Annotated in this window: 18 protein-coding genes; 3 read left to right on the forward strand and 15 right to left on the reverse strand. The window is 63.4% G+C overall.

Going from position 1 to position 18,530, the window contains the following annotated elements:
* Positions 1-47: 47 nt before the first annotated feature.
* Both EOB49_RS02530 and EOB49_RS02535 read left to right on the forward strand, forming a co-directional pair.
* Positions 48-308 (forward strand): type II toxin-antitoxin system prevent-host-death family antitoxin, encoded by a 261-nt coding sequence (locus EOB49_RS02530; RefSeq protein WP_023812822.1) that lies wholly within the window; start codon positions 48-50, stop codon positions 306-308.
* Entirely contained in the window at positions 305-742 is a 438-nt protein-coding gene (locus EOB49_RS02535) for a type II toxin-antitoxin system PemK/MazF family toxin (RefSeq protein ID WP_127327205.1), read from the forward strand. Before EOB49_RS02530 ends, EOB49_RS02535 begins: the two co-directional genes overlap by 4 nt.
* A gap of 59 nt (positions 743-801) precedes the next feature.
* Here EOB49_RS02535 and EOB49_RS02540 read toward each other — a convergent pair whose 3' ends face one another.
* From EOB49_RS02540 to EOB49_RS02600, 13 genes are all read right to left on the reverse strand, one after another.
* On the reverse strand, positions 802-3,750 hold the full coding sequence (locus EOB49_RS02540) for a bifunctional [glutamine synthetase] adenylyltransferase/[glutamine synthetase]-adenylyl-L-tyrosine phosphorylase (RefSeq protein WP_127380050.1): 2,949 nt from the start codon (positions 3,748-3,750) through the stop codon (positions 802-804).
* Positions 3,750-5,228: a HAMP domain-containing sensor histidine kinase gene (locus EOB49_RS02545; RefSeq protein WP_127380051.1), complete on the reverse strand. Its 1,479-nt coding sequence runs from the start codon at positions 5,226-5,228 to the stop codon at positions 3,750-3,752. Before EOB49_RS02545 ends, EOB49_RS02540 begins: the two co-directional genes overlap by 1 nt.
* 7 nt (positions 5,229-5,235) lie before the next feature.
* Entirely contained in the window at positions 5,236-5,910 is a 675-nt protein-coding gene (locus EOB49_RS02550) for a response regulator transcription factor (protein ID WP_164781566.1), read from the reverse strand.
* Positions 5,911-6,262: 352 nt separating this feature from the next.
* Positions 6,263-7,816 carry a Do family serine endopeptidase gene (locus EOB49_RS02555; protein ID WP_127380053.1) on the reverse strand — a complete coding sequence of 518 codons (1,554 nt, stop codon included), beginning with the start codon at positions 7,814-7,816 and terminating at the stop codon, positions 6,263-6,265.
* 130 nt (positions 7,817-7,946) lie between these two features.
* On the reverse strand, positions 7,947-8,414 hold the full coding sequence (locus EOB49_RS02560) for a cytochrome c-type biogenesis protein (protein WP_127380054.1): 468 nt from the start codon (positions 8,412-8,414) through the stop codon (positions 7,947-7,949).
* Positions 8,411-10,402, reverse strand: a complete 1,992-nt coding sequence (locus EOB49_RS02565) for a heme lyase CcmF/NrfE family subunit (RefSeq protein ID WP_127270960.1) — start codon at positions 10,400-10,402, stop codon at positions 8,411-8,413. Before EOB49_RS02565 ends, EOB49_RS02560 begins: the two co-directional genes overlap by 4 nt.
* Before the next feature lie 32 nt (positions 10,403-10,434).
* Positions 10,435-10,878: a cytochrome c maturation protein CcmE gene (ccmE, locus tag EOB49_RS02570; RefSeq protein WP_127380055.1), complete on the reverse strand. Its 444-nt coding sequence runs from the start codon at positions 10,876-10,878 to the stop codon at positions 10,435-10,437.
* A gap of 8 nt (positions 10,879-10,886) precedes the next feature.
* Entirely contained in the window at positions 10,887-12,023 is a 1,137-nt protein-coding gene (gene ccmI / locus EOB49_RS02575; protein ID WP_127380056.1) for a c-type cytochrome biogenesis protein CcmI, read from the reverse strand.
* Positions 12,024-12,116: 93 nt separating this feature from the next.
* The gene (locus EOB49_RS02580; protein WP_127269161.1) at positions 12,117-12,554 is read right to left on the reverse strand and encodes a hypothetical protein; all 438 of its coding nucleotides are present in this window, start codon (positions 12,552-12,554) and stop codon (positions 12,117-12,119) included.
* A gap of 185 nt (positions 12,555-12,739) precedes the next feature.
* Entirely contained in the window at positions 12,740-14,173 is a 1,434-nt protein-coding gene (locus tag EOB49_RS02585; protein WP_127380057.1) for an ATP-binding protein, read from the reverse strand.
* Positions 14,157-14,822, reverse strand: coding sequence for a response regulator transcription factor (locus EOB49_RS02590; RefSeq protein ID WP_023812809.1), 666 nt, complete (start codon positions 14,820-14,822; stop codon positions 14,157-14,159). Before EOB49_RS02590 ends, EOB49_RS02585 begins: the two co-directional genes overlap by 17 nt.
* A 120-nt stretch (positions 14,823-14,942) precedes the next feature.
* Positions 14,943-15,245, reverse strand: coding sequence for a hypothetical protein (locus EOB49_RS38755; RefSeq protein WP_127380058.1), 303 nt, complete (start codon positions 15,243-15,245; stop codon positions 14,943-14,945).
* 175 nt (positions 15,246-15,420) lie between these two features.
* Positions 15,421-15,828 carry a DUF3168 domain-containing protein gene (locus tag EOB49_RS02600; RefSeq protein ID WP_127380059.1) on the reverse strand — a complete coding sequence of 136 codons (408 nt, stop codon included), beginning with the start codon at positions 15,826-15,828 and terminating at the stop codon, positions 15,421-15,423.
* 272 nt (positions 15,829-16,100) lie between these two features.
* On the opposite strand from EOB49_RS02600, the gene EOB49_RS02605 reads away from it, so the two are divergent.
* Positions 16,101-16,889, forward strand: coding sequence for a fumarylacetoacetate hydrolase family protein (locus EOB49_RS02605; RefSeq protein WP_127380060.1), 789 nt, complete (start codon positions 16,101-16,103; stop codon positions 16,887-16,889).
* On the opposite strand, the gene EOB49_RS02610 is transcribed toward EOB49_RS02605, so the two are convergent.
* A complete protein-coding gene (locus tag EOB49_RS02610; RefSeq protein ID WP_127380061.1) occupies positions 16,886-17,689 on the reverse strand; it encodes an ABC transporter permease in 804 nt (267 codons plus the stop codon). The two genes, EOB49_RS02605 and EOB49_RS02610, sit on opposite strands and share 4 nt — an antisense overlap.
* The gene (locus EOB49_RS02615) at positions 17,689-18,522 is read right to left on the reverse strand and encodes an ABC transporter permease (protein ID WP_127380062.1); all 834 of its coding nucleotides are present in this window, start codon (positions 18,520-18,522) and stop codon (positions 17,689-17,691) included. Before EOB49_RS02615 ends, EOB49_RS02610 begins: the two co-directional genes overlap by 1 nt.
* Positions 18,523-18,530 lie beyond the last annotated feature (8 nt).

An 18,530-nucleotide genomic window follows, 5' to 3' on the forward strand; every position in this document is an offset into this window, starting at 1 on the left:
AAAACTATCTATTTTATCTATTTTAGATAGAAATGAGAGGCATTGTCATGCGGGTGACTTCAACAGAATTCCAGCAGAATGTCGGGCGTTTTCAGGACGCTGCCCAGCGTGCGCCGGTCGCAATCACAAAGAATGGCCGGACCCACACGGTACTCCTGTCGGCGGCGATGTTCGAGGTGTTGGTCAAGGGACGAGTCGCCCGTAACGCGGAAGAACTGGACGATGAGACGCTGAACGCCATCGCCGAAAGCGCCGTACCGAGCGAATATGCCGGGCTCGATGCGATGCTTAAAGACTGGACACCGTGAGCCTGCCCAAACCTATCCCGGGTCTGGTGATTTCCTATTCTTACCTCTGGGTGAGAGAACACGAAAAGGGTGCCGAAGAAGGTCGCAAAAACCGACCATGCGCCATTGTCGCCGCGCGCCGGGTCGTGGAAGGCCGTGAAGTTATAACGGTCGTTCCGGTCACACACTCGCCACCGGCTGATCCTGCCGATGCAGTAGAAATACCTGCGCCACTCAAAGCCCATCTCGGCCTCGATGACACGCCGTCATGGATCGTCGTGACCGAAACCAATGACTTCCTCTGGCCGGGTCCCGATCTCAGGCCCATCGCGGGCAGCAAACCGTCCCGATTCGACTATGGCATGCTGCCGCCGCGTTTCTATGCCTATCTGCGCGACCGGATTTTGCAGTCTCACGCGAGCCGGGCGCTCCAGCAGATTCGGCGAACAGAGTAGCTGCATGAGACCGGAAGAGCACGAAACGTCTTCGGTTCCAGGGGACGATCGCTTCACGGTCATCCCGTACGAAGCAAAAGGTCGAAGTCCTTCCTGACCTTCTGCGATGTCTCCTTGAGGTGTGCTTCCAGCACACCGAAATCCGGCAAGTCGGTCACCGCCAGAAGCAGATCCGAAAGCCCCGGCGGAACGTCGTCGCGCTCAAAGGCTCCGGTGAGGCACAGCCGCGTCATCTGGGTCAGTGCAAGATAGAGCGCGTAGGCGTCGCCAAGCTCCTGCCTCACCCCGGCAGCCGCGAAGCCCGGTGCCAGGCGCGACAGGATCTCGGCGGTGCCGGTGGCGCGGCGCCCGGTCTCGACCTGCCCGGTAATGACGGCCACCTGGGCGATGAATTCCAGATCGATCAATCCTCCGGGAATAAGCTTGATGTCCCAGAGATCGCGCGGCGGCTTTTCCTTCTGGATCATAGCCCGCATGTCCGCAGCCTCGGCCATCACCTTTGCAGCATCGCGCGGCTGGCCAAGTACAGCCGCTACTTCCGCTTCAACCTCGCCGCACAGGCTGGCGTCGCCAGCAATGGCGCGGGCGCGGACCAGCGCCATGTGTTCCCAGGTCCAGGCTTCCTGGCGCTGGTATTTCTTGAAGGCATCGATATGGGTGGCCACCGGTCCCTTGTTGCCGGACGGCCGCAGGCGCAGGTCGAGTTCGTAGAGCACCCCCTCCGCCGTCGGCGCGGACACCGCCGCGATCAGCCTTTGCGTCATGCGGGTGTAGTAATGCGAAGGTGCCAGCGGCTTGTCGCCATCGGACTCTTCGGCATCCGACGCGTGGTCGTAGAGCAGGATCAGGTCGACATCCGATCCGGCGGTCAGCTCGCGGCTGCCGAGCTTGCCCATACCGAGCAGCGCAACCACGCCGCCGGCAATGGTGCCGTGGCGGGCCGCGAATTCGGCCGTCACCGCCTGCAACGCAGCCTCGATGGTGAGATCCGCCAGATCGGAAAAGGCGCGGCCGGCCCGCGCCGGATCGATCGAGCCGGCGAGCAGCCGGACACCGATCAGGAATTTCTGCTCGGAGGCAAAAATGCGCAGCCGGTCGAGCACATCCTCGTAAAGCCGGTCGCCCTCGACGAAGGCGGAAAGCCGCGCCGACAGATAGGCGCGGTCCGGTAGTTCGGTGAGCAAGGCCGGGTCGAGCAAACCATCGAAGACATGCGGCCTGCGGGTGATGATCGCCGCCAGCCGGGGGGCGGCCCCCATGATCGTCGCCAGAAGCTTCAGCAGGGCAGGATTGGACTGCAGCAGGGAGAACAGCTGGATGCCAGCCGGCAGGCCGGCGAGAAACTCGTCGAAGCGCATCAGAGCTTCGTCGGCCCGGCGCGTCTGGCCGAAGGCGCGCAGCAGCGCCGGCGTCAGTTCCGTCAGCCGCTCGCGTGCCTCCGCCGACTGGGTGAGGCGATAGCGGCCGAAATGCCAGCCACGGATGACGCGGCAGATGTCGCTTGGCCGCTGAAAGCCGAGCCCGTGCAAGGTCTGCAGCGTATCGGGATCGTCCACATCGCCGGTGAAGACCAGGTTGCCGATGCCGGTCGACAGTTCGGGTGCTGTTTCGAACAGTGCCGCGTAGTGACGTTCGACCTGCTGCAGCGAGGCACGGAACGCTTGAGAAAAGGCAGAAGCATCGGCAAAGCCGAGCATGCGTGCGATACGCTCCAAGCCTTCATCATCTTCCGGCAGCGTGTGCGTCTGCTCGTCGGCAACCATCTGCACGGCATGTTCGACGCGGCGCAGGAACCAGTACTGGCGGGCAAGCGCATCGCGCGCCTCGGCGGTGATCCAGCCGCGGGTCGCAAGCTCGCCGAGCATCGGCACGGTCTCGCGGCCACGCAGTTCAGGGAAGCGTCCGCCGGCGATGAGCTGCTGGGTCTGGACGAAGAACTCGATCTCTCGAATGCCGCCGCGGCCAAGCTTGACGTTGTGGCCTTTGACCGCAATCTCGCCATGGCCCTTGTGGGCGTGGATCTGGCGCTTGATCGAATGGACGTCGGCAATCGCCGCGTAGTCCATGTATTTGCGCCAGATATAGGGCTGCAACTCCTTGAGGAAGGCCGCACCCGCGGCCAGATCGCCTGCCACCGGGCGTGCCTTGATCATCGCGGCGCGCTCCCAGTTCTGGCCGCGTGCCTCATAGTAGCGCAGTGCCGCCTCGACCGGGATCGCCAGCGGTGTCGAACCGGGGTCTGGGCGCAGTCTCAGATCGGTGCGGAAGACATAACCGTGTTCGGTGCGGTCCTGCAGGATGCGCACCAGGCGGCGCGTCAGCCTCGAAAACAACTCGGTGGCATCGAGCGGATCGACGACGGCGGGCGCTTCCGGATCGAAGAAAACCACCAGATCGATGTCGGAGGAAAAATTCAGCTCATGCGCGCCGAGCTTGCCCATGCCGAGCAGGATCCAGCCCGACTGTTTCGACGGATTGCCGACATCCGGCAGTTTGAGTTTGCCCTGGCCATGCGCGTCACGCAGTAGGAAGTCGACGGCCGCACGGGTGCAGGCGTCTGCAAGATCGCTCAATCGCCGGACCGTCAGCGCCGTTTCGGCCTCGCCGGCAAGATCGGCCAGCGCGATGAGGAAATGCGCCTCCGCCTTCCACTGGCGCAGCTCCATCATCAAGCCGGATTCCGAGACTGCTTCGGCTAGATGCACCTGGTCGATGGCGGCGCCGATCACCTTCAGCCGAGCCTCGATCGTCTGCTCGAACAGCCCGTCCAGGATTTGCGGCCGGCGACGTGCGGTATCGCGCAGGAACGGCGACAGATCGAAGACGGCGGCAAGGAAATCCTGGCCCTCCCCCTTGCCGGCCAGGAACTTGGCCAGCCGCGTCAGTCCTTCTTCGCGCGCCGCGGAAGCGATCTCGGCCAGTTCCAGCCGCGCACGGTCTTCGTCCAGCGGAGCCAGGCTGGTCGCCGGCTTCAGCAGCCAATCTTTCGCCCTCGCAGCCGTGCTCATCAGTGATCCTCCCGTGCTGGGAAACTCATGACCACGGATAATCCGGGATTGCCAGGCAAGAGTTCAAGCCGGCCATTGTGGAACGTCATGACCGCCTTGGCGAGGCTGAGGCCAAGACCGGAACCCGGCTGCGAACGGCTCTTCTCCAGCCGCACGAAACGTTCCGTGGCTCGCGCCCGGTCGCCATCGTCGGGAATGCCGTGTCCATTGTCGGCAACAGACAGGCGAACGTCCGTACCGGCTCGCTCGAGCGTGACGCGCACCGCCGGCTGGGCATTGGCGCCGGTCGAATATTTGATGGCGTTGTCGACGATGTTCGACAGCGCCTGACCGATCAGTTCGCGGTTGCCGTTGACGGACACCGCGTCGAGCGCGTCTGCTTCCAGCGACACGCCTGCCTCTTCCGCCACCGGCTCGTAAAGCTCGACAACGTCGCGCACGGCCTCCGCCAGATCGACGCGGTTGGTGTTCTCCGAGGAGTAGCCAGCCTCCAGCCGGGAGATCATCAGGATGGCGTTAAACGTTTTTATCAGCTGGTCCGACTCGGCAATAGTGCCTTCCAACGCCTGCCGGTAGTCGGTGGGCTTTTGCTTGCCCGAAAGCGTCGCTTCGGCCCGGTTGCGGAGCCGGGTCAGCGGCGTCTTCAGATCATGCGCGATGTTGTCGGAAACCTGCTTCAAGCCTTCATTGAGCGTGGCGATCCTGGCCAGCATGGCATTGAGATTTTCGGAGAGCCGGTCGAACTCATCGCCAACCCCCGTCACCGGCAGCCTGCCCGACAGATCGCCGCCCATGATGCGACGGCTGGCTTCCGACACGCTGTCGATGCGCTTCAGCGCGGCGCGGCCGACAAAAAACCAGATCAGCAATCCGCCCAGCCCCATCATGCCGAGCGCCAGCATCAGCGCACGGCGGATGACCGCACGAAACCGCTCCGGCTCGCCAAGGTCGCGGCCGACCAGCATGATCATCTGGTTCGGCAGCCGCAGCACCAGCGCAATGGCGTTGTGGCCCTTTTCGCCCTGCGCCTGCGCATCGTTCTGCTCGGATTGGGTGGTGGTACCCTGCTCGGCGGGAAGGTTGCGCAGGCGCTCGAGCTCTCCCTCGCCAAAACGCTGATAAGAGAACGGACTGCTGGTCCAGCCTTCGGTTTCGAGAACGCCCGGCTCCAGGCTCTGCACATTGCCGGTCAGGATCTGGCCGTTGGCGTCGGCGATCAGATAGAGGTTGGCGCCGGGCTGGCGCGAGCGGGCCTCGACTACACGGACCAACACCGGCAGACCGCCGCGTTGATAGGCGCGAGCCAGACCGAGCACCTCGTCATTGATGGTGTCCTGTGTCTGCCCGGTCAGCATCCGCGCCGACAACGAGGTCATGTAGAAGACGAGCGCCACCGCGCAGAGCGCGAAGAGCAGGAGGTAGAGCGCCGAAAGCCGCGCTGCCGTCGTCTTCATGATGGCTGGCACGGAAAGAGCCATGCCGCAGCTAGCCGCTCTTCAGCATATAGCCGGCGCCGCGAACCGTATGCAGGATGGGCTTGTCGAAGCCCTTCTCGATCTTGCCGCGCAGCCGGGAGACATGGACGTCAATGACATTGGTCTGCGGATCGAAATGATAGTCCCAGACATTTTCCAGCAGCATGGTGCGCGTCACCGCCTGGCCGGCATGCCGCATCAGATATTCGAGCAAGCGGAATTCACGCGGCTGCAGCGTTATCTCGCGTGACGCACGGCGGACCGAATGCGACAGCCTGTCGAGTTCGAGATCGCCGACGCGGTAGACGGTTTCGGCTTCCTTGGCGCTGGCGCGCCGGTTCAGCACCTCGACGCGGGCGAGAAGCTCGGAGAAGGCATAGGGCTTTGTCAGGTAATCGTCGCCGCCGGCGCGCAGACCCGTGACCCTATCATCGACCTCGCCGAGCGCCGACAGGATCAGCACCGGCGTTGTGTTGCCCCTGGACCGGAGACCGGCAATGACCGACAGGCCGTCGCGACGCGGCATCATCCGGTCGATCACCATCACGTCGTAGTCGCCCGCGTCGGCGAGCGCAAAGCCGGTTTCGCCGTCACCGGCGACATGAGCAGTGTGACCGGCCTCGGCAAAGGCTTTCTGCAAATAATCCGCAGCCTCGCGATCGTCTTCTATGACGAGAATCTTCATAGGGCTGTTATACGCGATTTCGCCGGAAGGTTGAGTGGCAGACATCTGCATTGTGGCCTTTGCCAAAGCGCACCGCGATCAAGATTGCCCGAAGCCGTACGCGATAAAGCTGCTCGCTGCCGATGTCATTTTGCGTCGGATCGCGGAAGCGCTTTTGAAAGTATGCGGCAGCGGACGATGGGAAGCCCGCTGCCGCCGGGGGAAGGCGCGATGACTGACTAACGCGCGCTTCTCCATGCTTTCCCGTACGGCGGCTCGGGGGTGTTGAAACTGCCGCACTGGAAAAGTCCAACCTGCCGCCGGAACGCCCTCACCCACTTGGAAAGGCCGAGAGATCGCTCCGGGGCCAACCTCAACCCTTGGCGACGGGCAGCGCGACGAAACGATTGGTGTCGTCGCGGGTGATCTGCATCAGCACTGCCTTGCGGCCGGATTTGACTGCATCGGTCATCGCCTTGGTGACGTCGTCGGTGCCGTTCACTTCGGTCGAATTGACCGATGTAATGACGTCGCCCGGCTGGATACCGCGATCGGCGGCATCGCTGTCGGGATCGACATCGGTCACCACCAGTCCCTTGCCGTTTTCAGATTTGGTAACGGTCAGGCCGAGATCGGCCAGCGTGTCGGGCTTGGCCGGGGCGGCGGGCTGCTGCTGGTCGACAGAGGCTTGCTTGTCGCTCGAGGGCAGTTTGCCGAGATCGACCTTGACCGTCTGGCTCTTGCCGTCGCGCCACACGTTGACGTCGACCGACTTGCCAGGCGAATAGGCGCCGATCAGCCGGGCCAATTCCTTCGGCGAAGCGACATCCTTGCCGTCGACCTGGGTGATCACGTCACCGGCCGTGATGCCCGCCTTCTTGCCGGGACCATCGTCCTGGGCACTGGAAACCAGTGCGCCGTTGTTGGACTTCAGACCAAGCGACTCAGCGATGTCGGAGGTGACCGGCTGGATTTCCACACCGAGCCAGCCGCGCTGCACGGAACCGCTCTTCATCAGGTCCTGAACGACCTGCTTGGCGGTCGAAGCGGGAATGTCGAAGGCGATGCCGACGCTGCCGCCGGACGGCGAGAAGATCGCGGTGTTGATGCCGACGACCTGGCCGTTGAGGTTGAAGGTCGGACCGCCAGAATTGCCGCGGTTGACCGATGCGTCGATCTGGATGAAGTCGTCATAAGGGCCAGCGCCGATGTCACGGCCGCGGGCGGAGACGATGCCGGCGGTGACGGTTCCACCAAGGCCGAACGGATTGCCGACGGCCACCACCCAGTCGCCGACGCGAACCTTGGAGTCATCGGCGAAGTCGACATAGGTAAACTTGCCGACGCCGTCGACCTTGAGCACGGCGAGATCGGTGCGCGGGTCGGTGCCGACCAGCTTGGCGTCGAGTTCCTTGCCGTCATGCATCACCACGGTGAAGGCCGAGCCTTCCGAAACAACGTGATTGTTGGTGACGAGATAGCCGTCATCCGAGATGAAGAAGCCCGAGCCCTGGGCAACCGGCCGCGGCTGGTCGTTGTTGCGGTCGCGGTGGCTGAAGCGCCTGTTGCCGCCACCCTGGCCGTCCTGGTCACCAAAGCCACGGAATTCCTTGAAGAAGCGGCGCAGCTGTGGATTGTTGGGCAGGTTGTTCATGCCATCCTGGTCGTCGGACGGGTCGGAGCCATCATCGGCGGCCGGGCTGATCTTGGCCTTGACCTTGACACTGACAACGGCGGGAGAAACGCGCTCGACCACATCGGCGAAGCCCGGCACCTGCGGCGCCTCGACGCGCACGGCATCGGCCAGAACAGGGCTGGTTCCGCTGGTCAGCGCGCCAACCCCGATCGCACCGGCCACGGCGACAGATGCGACGGCAGCCATGAGACGCTTGCGGGTGACGGAATATGAATTGGGGGCAATATTCATGGATCTCTTATCCTCTTTCAACGGACGCTGCTTGGTCGGCATCCTCGGAAAGGAGAATTAGAGCGGCACACATTACAGCGCCATTTCCGACACATGAAACTTTGGTAATGTTTGCGGGTGACGGCGGACGTCAGTCGCGGCGCAATATGGCGTCCAACGATGCCTGTTCTTCGGCGGACAGGGATTTTGTTGCCAGCACGCGGCGCGACCGCGCGGTCAGCACGATGAAAACACCTCCCACCAGCAACAGCAGGACGGGCGTGCCCCATAGCAACGCATTGCGCAGGTCGAATCGCGGCTTCAGCAGCACGAACTCGCCATATCGCGAAACCACGTAGTCCATGACCTGCTGGTCGGTGTCGCCGGCGACGAGGCGCTGACGCACAAGGACGCGCAGGTCGCGGGCAAGGTCGGCATCGGATTCGTCGATCGACTGGTTCTGGCAGACCATGCAGCGCAAGCCTTCCGACAGCGCCCGCGCCCGCGCCTCCAGCGTCGGATCAGGCAGCACCTCGTCAGGCTTCACCGCCAAGGCCGTGCCGGCAAAGAACAGCGCCAGCAGCAGGACGATGGAGGTCAGAGAAAGCCGCGCGTTCATGGCAGGGTCGCGGATGGCACCGCGCTCGCCTGCTTGCGCCGCCGCGACGGCGCGCCGACGCGCAGGCGCCGGTCCATCAGTGACATCGCCGCGCCCGCCATCATCATCAGGCCGCCGCCCCAGATCAACGTCACCAGCGGCTTCCACCACAAACGCACGACGACGGAACCGTCATTGCCCTCGTCGCCGAGCGAGATGTAGAGCTGCGAGAAACCAATCGTCCTGATGCCCGATTCCGTCGTCGTCATCTGCCGCACCGGATAAAACCGTTTGGCGGAGCTGATTTCGCCAACAGGGCTGCCGCTGACGCCGATCAGTTCGAAGCGGCCGAGATCCTCGCTGTAATTCGGTCCCTGGGCCGGATAAAGCCCGACGAAACGCAGCGTATGGCCGGACAGTTCGACGGTCTCACCGGCATGCATCGACAGGATCTTCTCGGTGCCGAAGCAAAGTGTGCCGACGATGCCGAGCGTGGTCAGGCCGAGGCCAAGGTGAGCGAAGGCAGTGCCGAAGACCGAGCGCGGCAGGCCGAGCAAGCGCCTGACCATGATCCCGGCGGCGACATTGCCGACCCCCGATTTGACGGCGAGATCGGTGAGCGCGCCAAGGATCAGCCAGACGGCAAGGCCAACGCCCAGGGCTGCGAACACCGAGGCGCCGTCGATGAACAAAGCGGTGACCAGCGTCGCCAGCAGCGCCGCTGCAAAGGCCACCATAAGGCGCTGCGCGACGGCGAAGACATCGCCGCGCTTCCAAGCCAGCAACGGCCCGAACGGAACCACGAGCAGCAACGGTACCATCAGCGGTCCGAAGGTGAGATTGAAGAACGGCGCGCCGACCGAGATCTTGTCGGCTGAAAAGGCTTCGACGGCGAGCGGATAGAGTGTGCCGACGAGGACGGTCGCCGTCGCCGTCGTCAGGAACAGATTGTTGAGGACCAGCGCCCCTTCTCGGGAAATCGGCTGGAACAGGCCGCCGGTCGTCAGCCGGGAAGCGCGCAGCGCAAACAGCGCCAGCGAGCCGCCGATAAACAGCGTCAGTATGCACAGGATAAACACGCCGCGCGTCGGATCGGTGGCAAAGGCGTGCACCGAGGTCAGCACGCCTGAACGCACGAGGAAGGTGCCGAGCAGCGACAGCGAAAAGGTCAGGATGGCGAGCAGCAGCGTCCAGATCTTCAGCGCCGAGCGCTTCTCCATGACGATGGCCGAATGCAGCAGCGCTGTGCCCGCCAGCCACGGCATGAAGGAGGCGTTCTCGACCGGATCCCAGAACCAGAAACCGCCCCAGCCAAGTTCATAGTAGGCCCAGTACGATCCCATGGCGATGCCGCCGGTCAGGAACATCCAGGCGACCAGCGTCCACGGCCGCACCCAGCGCGCCCAGGACGCGTCGATGCGGCCTTCGATGAGAGCGGCGACCGAGAAGGAAAAACAGATCGAGAAGCCGACATAGCCGAGATAGAGGAACGGCGGGTGTATGGCGAGGCCGAGATCCTGCAGGATCGGGTTGAGATCGCGGCCTTCGATCGGCGCCGGATTGAGCCGGATGAACGGATTGGACGTCGCCAGGATGAACAGGAAGAAGGCGGCGCCGATGGCGCCTTGCACCGCAAGCACATTGGCGCGCAGCGTCGCCGGCAGGTTGGAGCCGAAAGCGGCGACGAGCGCGCCGAAGAAGGTCAGGATCAACACCCAAAGCAGCATCGAGCCTTCATGATTGCCCCAGGTACCGGTGATCTTGTAGATCAACGGCTGCAAGGAATGCGAGTTTTCCCACACGCTTGCCACCGAGAAATCGGAGCTTGCATAGGCACTCGCCAACGCTGCGAAAGACAGCGCCGTCAGGGCAAAGCCGGTCACCGCGACCGGACCGCCGACGGCCATGAGGCGCTGGTTGTTCAGGCGCGCGCCAAACAGCGGCACCACCGTCTGCACCAGCGAAAGCGCAAACGCCAGGACGAGGGCGAAATGTCCGGTTTCAACCATGCCCGTGATCCATTGTCGCTCTCCTGCCGGAGCTATTCACTCTTGGTCTCCTGCCAGACGCCCTTGGCCTTGAGGCCATCCGCAACCTCCTTGGGCATGTAGCGCTCATCATGCTTGGCCAGCACGCTATCGGCAACAAAAACCCCGTCCGGGCCGAAAGTACCCTCGGTGATGACGCCCTGCTCTTCGCGGAAAAGGTCGGGCAGGATTCCGGTGTAGGTGACCTTGACCGATTTGTGCGTGTCGGTGACCGAAAAGCCGACCGTGGCCCCCTGCCCGCGCTGGATCGTGCCTTTTTCGACCAATCCACCCAACCGGATGCGCTGGCCAGGCTGGACGCTTGCGGTGGTGAGATCGGCCGGCATGTAGAAATAGGAGGCCTTCTGGCCAAGCGCGTAAAAAGTCAGCCCGGTCGCGGCACCCAGGAAGACTAGGCCGCCCATGATCACCGACAGTCGTTTCTGCTTGCGCGTCATGTCTTGTTCTACTCCGTCGCCGTCAGGCCAAGCGAGGCGGCAAAGGCGGTGAATTTCTTCGCCTGGTCACTGTCGGCTCCAAAGACGGCAATGGCGCGACCGAGCGCCTCACGCGCCTGATCGGCCTTGCCGAGCACGACATAGGAACGAACGAGCCGCATCCATCCTTCCGGATCGCGCGGATTTTGCCGCAGTTTGTCGTCGAGGCCGGCGACCATCGTGTTGATCATGGTCTCCCGATCCTGCGGCGACATCGAGGATGCGGCGTCGAAATCGCCGGCATCGGGACCGTTGGTGGCGCCGGAAGCGACGTCGGAGCTGCCGGATTTGGCGAGCGCCTGCTCGACGGCACCGCGCCATGGCGAGTCCGGCGGCAATCTGCCCAGCATCGCCTGCCATGCCGTGGTCGCTTCCTTGGCGCGGCCCTCCTGCGCCAACGCCATGGCCAGGTAGAAACTCGCCTTCGCATTGGCCGGATCGAGCTTCAGGGCTGCCTCGAAAGCATCCTGGGCATCGGCCGAGACAATGCCGCCTGCCGCGCTGGCGATCGCCTCGCCGAGACCGGCCTGGCGAACGGCGCTGTCGCCATCGAGCCGGATGGCGTTGCGATAGGCTCCCGCCGCGTCGGAAAAGCGCTGCATGCGCAGATAGACCGGTGCGAGCACGTCCCAGCCCCTGCCGTCAGTGGGATTGGCGGCCAGATGGGCTTCGGCCCGCGCCACCAGTTCGTCGACCGAACTGTCGGCGGGATTCTTGGCCAACCGCTCGCTGAGCGGTTGCGACGGCAGGTCAGGAGAGCCAAGCTTGACATAGAGCCCCCAACTGACCAGCGGCACCGCCAGCACGGCTACGGTTGCCACCAGCCTTGCCGTGATCGACGCTCGGCCAGGGCTTGCGCCGCCGGCGGTACCCGCATTGTCAAGGCGAAGGATGCGGCGAGCGATCTCGGCGCGGGCCTCGGCGGCTTCGGCCGGCTGGATCAAGCCACGCGCGGCGTCGCGGTCAAGCTCGGACAATTGGTCCCGATAGACTTCGAGATCATGTTCGCCGCTCGACGACGCGCCCTTGGCGCTGGCGGCCAGCGGCAGCAGCACCGCCAGGCTTGCACCCAGCGTGAGAATGGCGGCTATGACCCAGAACAGCATGGTTCTTCCAATACCGGCAGAGCTCTGCCGTGCCAACAGATGCATGCTGCGACGCTTTGACGACGCCAGCCGCCAATCATCGGCAGACGGTCGTCAGGTCAGCGGCGTCCAGCTGCCATCGGCGTTGCGGCAAGCGGTTCCACGCGCCGTGACCCCGGCGCCGGCGGAAAATACCGTCTGCGTGTACTGGCGGCAGTCCTGCGAACCGACACGGTACGGCTGGGCCGGAACCACCTCGCCGTAGCGCGAAGCCTGAGCGCCTTTCCACGTCACCTTCTGGCCGCTGGTCGTATATTCCAGCGCCTTGTATTCAGCCTCGAGCGCGCTGCGCTTCTCGGTCTCGCTGAGGCCGTTGCCGATCGTCCCGCTGATGAGGCCGCCGCCCATCGCCGAAATGATCGTCGTGGTCACCTTGCCGCTGGAAGGAGGTGTCGAGGCCGGTGTCACTGCTATGGCTGGACCCTTGCCGCTCAAGGTGGTGCAGCCGGAAACGGCCAGCAATGCGGAAACGAGAGCGACGCGAATCTTCATGCCAACAACCGATTTTCGTGAGTGGGAGCCTGCCATGGATGCGCCGGGGGCCGCGTCATCGGAGAAGTTGGCGTGGCCATAGTATTGATATTTGTCGGAAATTTGGCCGTTGGCAGCTGCGAGACCAATCGACATGCCGCCAATAACATCTCCCGTCCCTCTATGTCGATTGGCCCTGGTGAACATCACTGAAGGCTCCGCAATCGCACCACCGCCTTCAATCCGCCCATACCGGACCGTTCGAGCGCCAGAACGCCTCCATACTCGTTGACAAGGTCTGCGACAATGGCCAGCCCCAGACCTGTTCCGGGCTTTGTCTCGTCCAGACGCCGTCCTCGCTTCAGCGCCTCGCGCGCCTTGTCCTCGGGAATGCCCGGACCGTCATCCTCTATGCTGATCTCGAACAGGCCGGCCGGGTCGTCCTTGCCGGTCAAGGGCACGACCGAAACCTGCACCGCGCTCTTTGCCCATTTCATCGCGTTTTCAAGGAGATTGCCCAGCAATTCCTCAAGATCCTCGCGCTCGCCGGCGAAGACGATTTCGGCCGCCGGCAGCGACAGCGACAGATTTGTCTGCGGATTGAGCTTCTGCAGAACCCGCACCATGCGCTGCACCAGCGGCGTCACCGGCGTGCGATAGACGACGCTGTCGCGTTGCGCCGCGACGCGGGCGCGCTGGAGATAGTGTTCGACCTGCTTCTGCATGGAAGCGGCCTGTTCGGCGATCAGCTGCCCCTTGGCACCGCCGAGCGCGCGGCCCTCGTTGAGCAGTACCGCCAGCGGCGTCTTCAGCGAATGGGCGAGATTGCCGACCTGTGTTCGCGACCGCTCGACGATGCGCCTGTTGTTTTCGATCAACGCATTGGTTTCGTTGGCAAGCGGTTCGATCTCGGCCGGGAAGCGGCCGTCGAGCCTCTGCGCGGTGCCCTCGCGCACCATAGCGAGCGCGTTCCTGACCCGGCGCAGCGGCTGCAGGCCGAGCAGGATGGCGATCGCGTTGATGGCGATCATGCCGACGCCGAACAGGCTGAGATAGGTCACCAGGCGGCGCTGGAAGGTAGCGATTTCCTGTTCGAGTTCGCTCTGGTTGCCCATGACGCGGAAACGCGCGGCCCGGTTCTTGGCGTCGAGAACGAATTCGCTCTCGAAAACTTCGAGTTGCTCGCCGTCGATGCCTTCGGCTGCGTAGCTGCGCTGAAAGCTGGCATTGAACGGCACCTCGGCAACGCTCGGTGATGGGATCGTCGTGGTCATCGACGACGAGTGGAGATCGCCATGCACGCCCTCCGAAGCGGGCTCGACCGACCAGTACCAGCCCGAATTCGGCTCCGAGAACCGAAGGTCGCCGAGGTCTGGCGCGCCAGTCAGCGCCCCGCTGTCGGAGATGCCGATCGACCCGATCAGGTTGAACAGATGCGCCGAAAGCAGGCTGTCGAAGCCGCGCTCGCTGGCCTGGCGGTATAGGGTGGTGATCAAGGTGAAGATGACAACGAGCGTCACGATCGCCCAGACCGTGGAAAAGGCGATGACGCGGAACGTCAGCGAACGCGGCCACAAACGCAGCGAAAGCGGCGTCCTTGCGGTTGGTTTGAGCGGTTCCGAGTTACGCCTCCGGCTCACGCATGCGGTAGCCCATGCCGCGCACGGTTTCGATCATGTCGATGCCCATCTTCTTGCGCAGCCGCCCGACAAACACCTCGATGGTGTTGGAATCACGGTCGAAATCCTGATCGTAGAGGTGCTCGACCAGTTCGGTCCGCGAGACGACCTCGCCCATATGGTGCATCAGATAGGCAAGCAGACGGAATTCGTGCGACGTCAGTTTCAGCGGCACGCCGTCGACATCGGCCTTGGAGGCCTTGGTGTCGAGACGCAGCGGCCCGCAGGTCAGTTCGGACGAGGCATGGCCGGCAGCCCGCCGGATCAGGGCCCGCAGCCTCGCCAGAACCTCCTCGATGTGGAACGGCTTGGTGACGTAGTCATCGGCGCCGGCATCGATGCCGGAGACCTTGTCGCTCCAGCGGTCGCGCGCCGTCAGGATCAGCACCGGCATCTTGCGGCCGCCGCGCCGCCAGCGCTCGACCACGCTGATGCCGTCCATCTGCGGCAGGCCGATATCGAGCACGACCGCGTCATAAGGCTCTGTGTCGCCAAGGAAATGGCCTTCCTCGCCGTCGAAGGCGCGGTCGACGACATAGCCGGCATCGACCAGCGCATCCGATATCTGCCGATTGAGATCCTTGTCATCTTCGACGACGAGTACACGCATGCGGAGTTCGATACCTGTTGAAGAGCTTTGTCAGATTGAAGAGCTTGGTCAGATTGAAGACTGGGGGCAGATATAGGCCGATTCCGGCGGCCTGGGAAACGTAGCCTAAGGTTGATTGGATCAGTTCAGCGGAACGACGATTTCGGAACGGCGCGGACGTTGTCCGTCCTTGCCCGGAACGAGCACGACGATGACACAGACAGGCTGACCGCCGCGCGTCGATTGCGAGGCCTTGGCCAGCGTTCCGCCATTCTGCTCGGCCACCTGCTGGCCGATGGCGTAGCAATCGGACGCAGCCAGTACGATCGGGCTGGCCAGGTCGGGCGGCGCGATGACCGGTATCGCCATCGCCTGCGACGCGAACAGTCCGGCAGCACAAAGCGCCAGTGTCGCGGTTCGGAGGGGGGAGCGAAGCGTTTTCATGACCGGCGTTGTAACGCATCGGTGCTGAACGTGAAATGAACGGTGAACGCCGCTGAAAACATCCTCGCCACACCCCTGCAACGCGAGACAATCAACCTGGAATTTCACCGCCTCGAACAGGTGAAATCCCGCGAAAGTCCAGTCTAGACTCGGTTTTGACCATATTGAAAGCGCATCAGGCATTTTCCTGCGTTATCGCGCGAAAACGCAGCAGCCCGTGATGCACGAGCAGATCCTCGTCATGGCGGGCTTCGGCAAATTCCAGCGACAGTCGTGTCTGGCCGCGAGGGCCAATCACCAATGCTGCGTCGGCAAGGCGCGCCTGGATGGCGGCCATGATGGCTAGCGCTTCGGCATCGCCATGGGCTTTCGACCAGACATGCAGCGTAATCAACTGATCATCAGTGTTCTCGGTGCCCGTATCCCAGTCAAAAGCGGAGGTCTGGCCGCAGGTCACGTACGGAAAAGCGGCATTGTCGGTTGGCCGTTCGAGCAGTCCGGCGCCGCCCAGCAAGGCCGACAGCGATGCATCGCTTTTCAGCCTGAGAAACAGTGCCTGCTGTAAATCGTCTGGCGCGGTCATCGTCTTTTCCTCCAGTTCCTGCGCTGCCGATTATTGCTTTTCGGAAGCTGTCCGCGTTCTGCGTGTTCTGACAGATATAGCCATTCGACGCGCGGAGGCGATGGCGATTCGTCATCGGAATGATGGATGCCGATGATCTCGAAAGGGCGACTTTGCCAACACTATCGTCCGTGGGCACCGCGCCGTGAACATGGACTCTCGATTCCTGGTTACATATTCTCGCTCGATACAGGGTCGCATGACGATCCACGAAGCAATTTCGGAAGCTGATGATGCTCGATGCAGAAAAGACCAGGGCTGCCTCGCGGTTGTTGGTAGGCCACTGGGACAAGGGCACCCGTCTCGGCGCCATACCTGAGGCGTTGCGCCCACAAACACGGCTCGAAGGTTACGCCATCCAGTCGCATGTCATGGATCGCTCGGCGGCCTCGCTTTTCGGCTGGAAGATTGCCGCGACCAGTCTGGCCGGACAAAGGCACATCAATGTCGACGGCCCGATGGCCGGACGTCTCCTGGCCGAAAAAGCGGTGGAGGTCGGCGGGACCGTTTCCCTGGCGACGAGCAAGATGCGCGTGGCCGAGATCGAGTTCGCTTTCCGATTCGGACGCGAACTGCCGCCTCGTCCGGCACCCTATGAAATCGCTGAAGTGATGAAAGCCGTGGCGACCTTGCACCCGGCGATCGAAATTCCGGACTCACGCTATGACGATTTCTGCGCCGTCGGGGCGCCGCAGCTCATTGCGGACAATGCCTGCGCCAATCTGTTTGTCATCGGCGAGGCGGCGGAAGACGACTGGCGCGGCGTGGACCTTGCAAAGCACCCCGTGGTCGCTTTCGTTTCCGGAATGTCGCAGCACAACGGATCGGGAGCGGCCGTGTTGGGCGATCCTCGCATCGCGCTCACCTGGCTCGTCAACGAGCTGTCGGGCCTGGGCATAGCGCTCCAACCGGGACAGGTGGTGATTACAGGCACCTGCGTGACGCCGATAAGCGTCGAGGCAGGCGACGAAGTCACAGGCGATCTCGGCCGGTTTGGCCGCGTCTCGGTGCGGTTTGTCTAGGCTCCGCGCTGCCTGGCCACGAAACTGCGCACCGCCAGCACCAGCACGGTGATGATGATCAGGATCACCGAGAGCGCGGCGATCGCCGGGTCGATGTTGTCGCGCAGGCCCATCCACATCAGCCTCGGCAGGGTGATGGCGTTGACCGAGGTGATGAACAGGGTGACGCCGATTTCTTCCCACGACAGCACGAAGGAGAGCAGTGCCGCTGTGATGATGCCGAACTTGATGTTGGGCATGATGATGCGAGTGGCGCGCTCCCACACAGTGGCCCCTAAGCCCCGCGCGGCAAGGTCGATGCGCCGGTCGAGCTGGCTGAGCGAGACCAGCATCAGCACCGTGGCGAAGGGCACCGTCATCACCGAATGCGCCATGGCGACGCCGAGCCATGTGTCATAGCCGAAGAACGTGCTGAAGCCCGACATCGAGGTCAGCAGGAAGTAGAGCGTGATCGCCGAGACCACCGGCGGCACCACCATCGGCAGCAGCACGAAACCGACCAGGGCCGCGGTGAAGCGCGGCTGGAACATCCAGACGCCGAGGCTGAAGCACAGCGCGAGCACGGTGGAAAAGGCACTGCTGACGACACCGATGCGGATCGAGAGCAGGATTGATTGGAGCCAGCGCGGGTCCTCGACCAGCGCCCGGTAGTGGCGCAGCGACAGTTCGCTCGACGGCATCGCCAGCATGCGGCTCGGCGTCAGCGACACCGGGATGACGGCGAGCAGCGGCATCAGCAGGAACAGCGCCACGAGGGCGGCGATGATCAGCGAGACGGGACCGGGGCGGTAGGTCGGCATCAGATCAACTGCTTCGGTCTGACATATCGGAACAAAAGCGCCATCAGCGCGCCGACGAACAGCACCAACACGACGCTGATCGCCGCCCCCAGGCCCCAGTCCGGGCTCTGGAAGATCCTGAGATAGATCAGCTCGGCGATCATGACGCTGCGGCCGCCACCGAGGATCGCCGGCGTGACGAAGAAGCCGAGCGAGAAGACGAACACGATCATCGCCGCGCCGATGATGCCGGAGCGCGTCATCGGCACGAACACTGTCCAGAAGGTGCGCATGCGGCTGGAGCCGAGCCCGCGCGCGGCCAGGAGCACGCGGTCGTCGAGGCTGCGCATAGCCGATGCCAGCGGGAAGACGGCGAAAGGAATGAGGAAATGCGTCATGCCGACGATGACGCCGAATTCGTTGCGCACCAGCGCCAACGGTTCGGAAATGAAGCCGATCGCCTGCAGCCAGCTGTTGATCAGGCCGCGATTGGAGAGCAGCGCCACCCAGCCGAAAGCACGGGTCAGCACGGAAATCCAGAAGGGAACGAGAATGCAGAACTCGGCGATCAGGCGCTGTGCCGGCGTTCCACGCACCCAGACGACGGTGATGGCGTAGGCGGCGGCCACCGAAACCACGGTGACGACTGCCGCGATGCGCAGCGTGCGGATGAACACCGACTGCACGAGATCGTCGGTGAGCAGCGCCTCATACTGGCCGAGGCCGGGCGTCGGCAGCGTGAAGCTCCATTTGACGACGCCGAGGAACGGCCAGGCATAGGCCAGGACAAGAAACAGGAGCAGCGGCGCCATCAACAGCGCCGCGCCCATCCTGTCGGAGAGATAGGATCTCATGTCGACCC

This window comes from Mesorhizobium sp. M7A.F.Ca.MR.148.00.0.0 (genome assembly GCF_003997735.1).
Classification (GTDB): Bacteria; Pseudomonadota; Alphaproteobacteria; order Rhizobiales; family Rhizobiaceae; genus Mesorhizobium.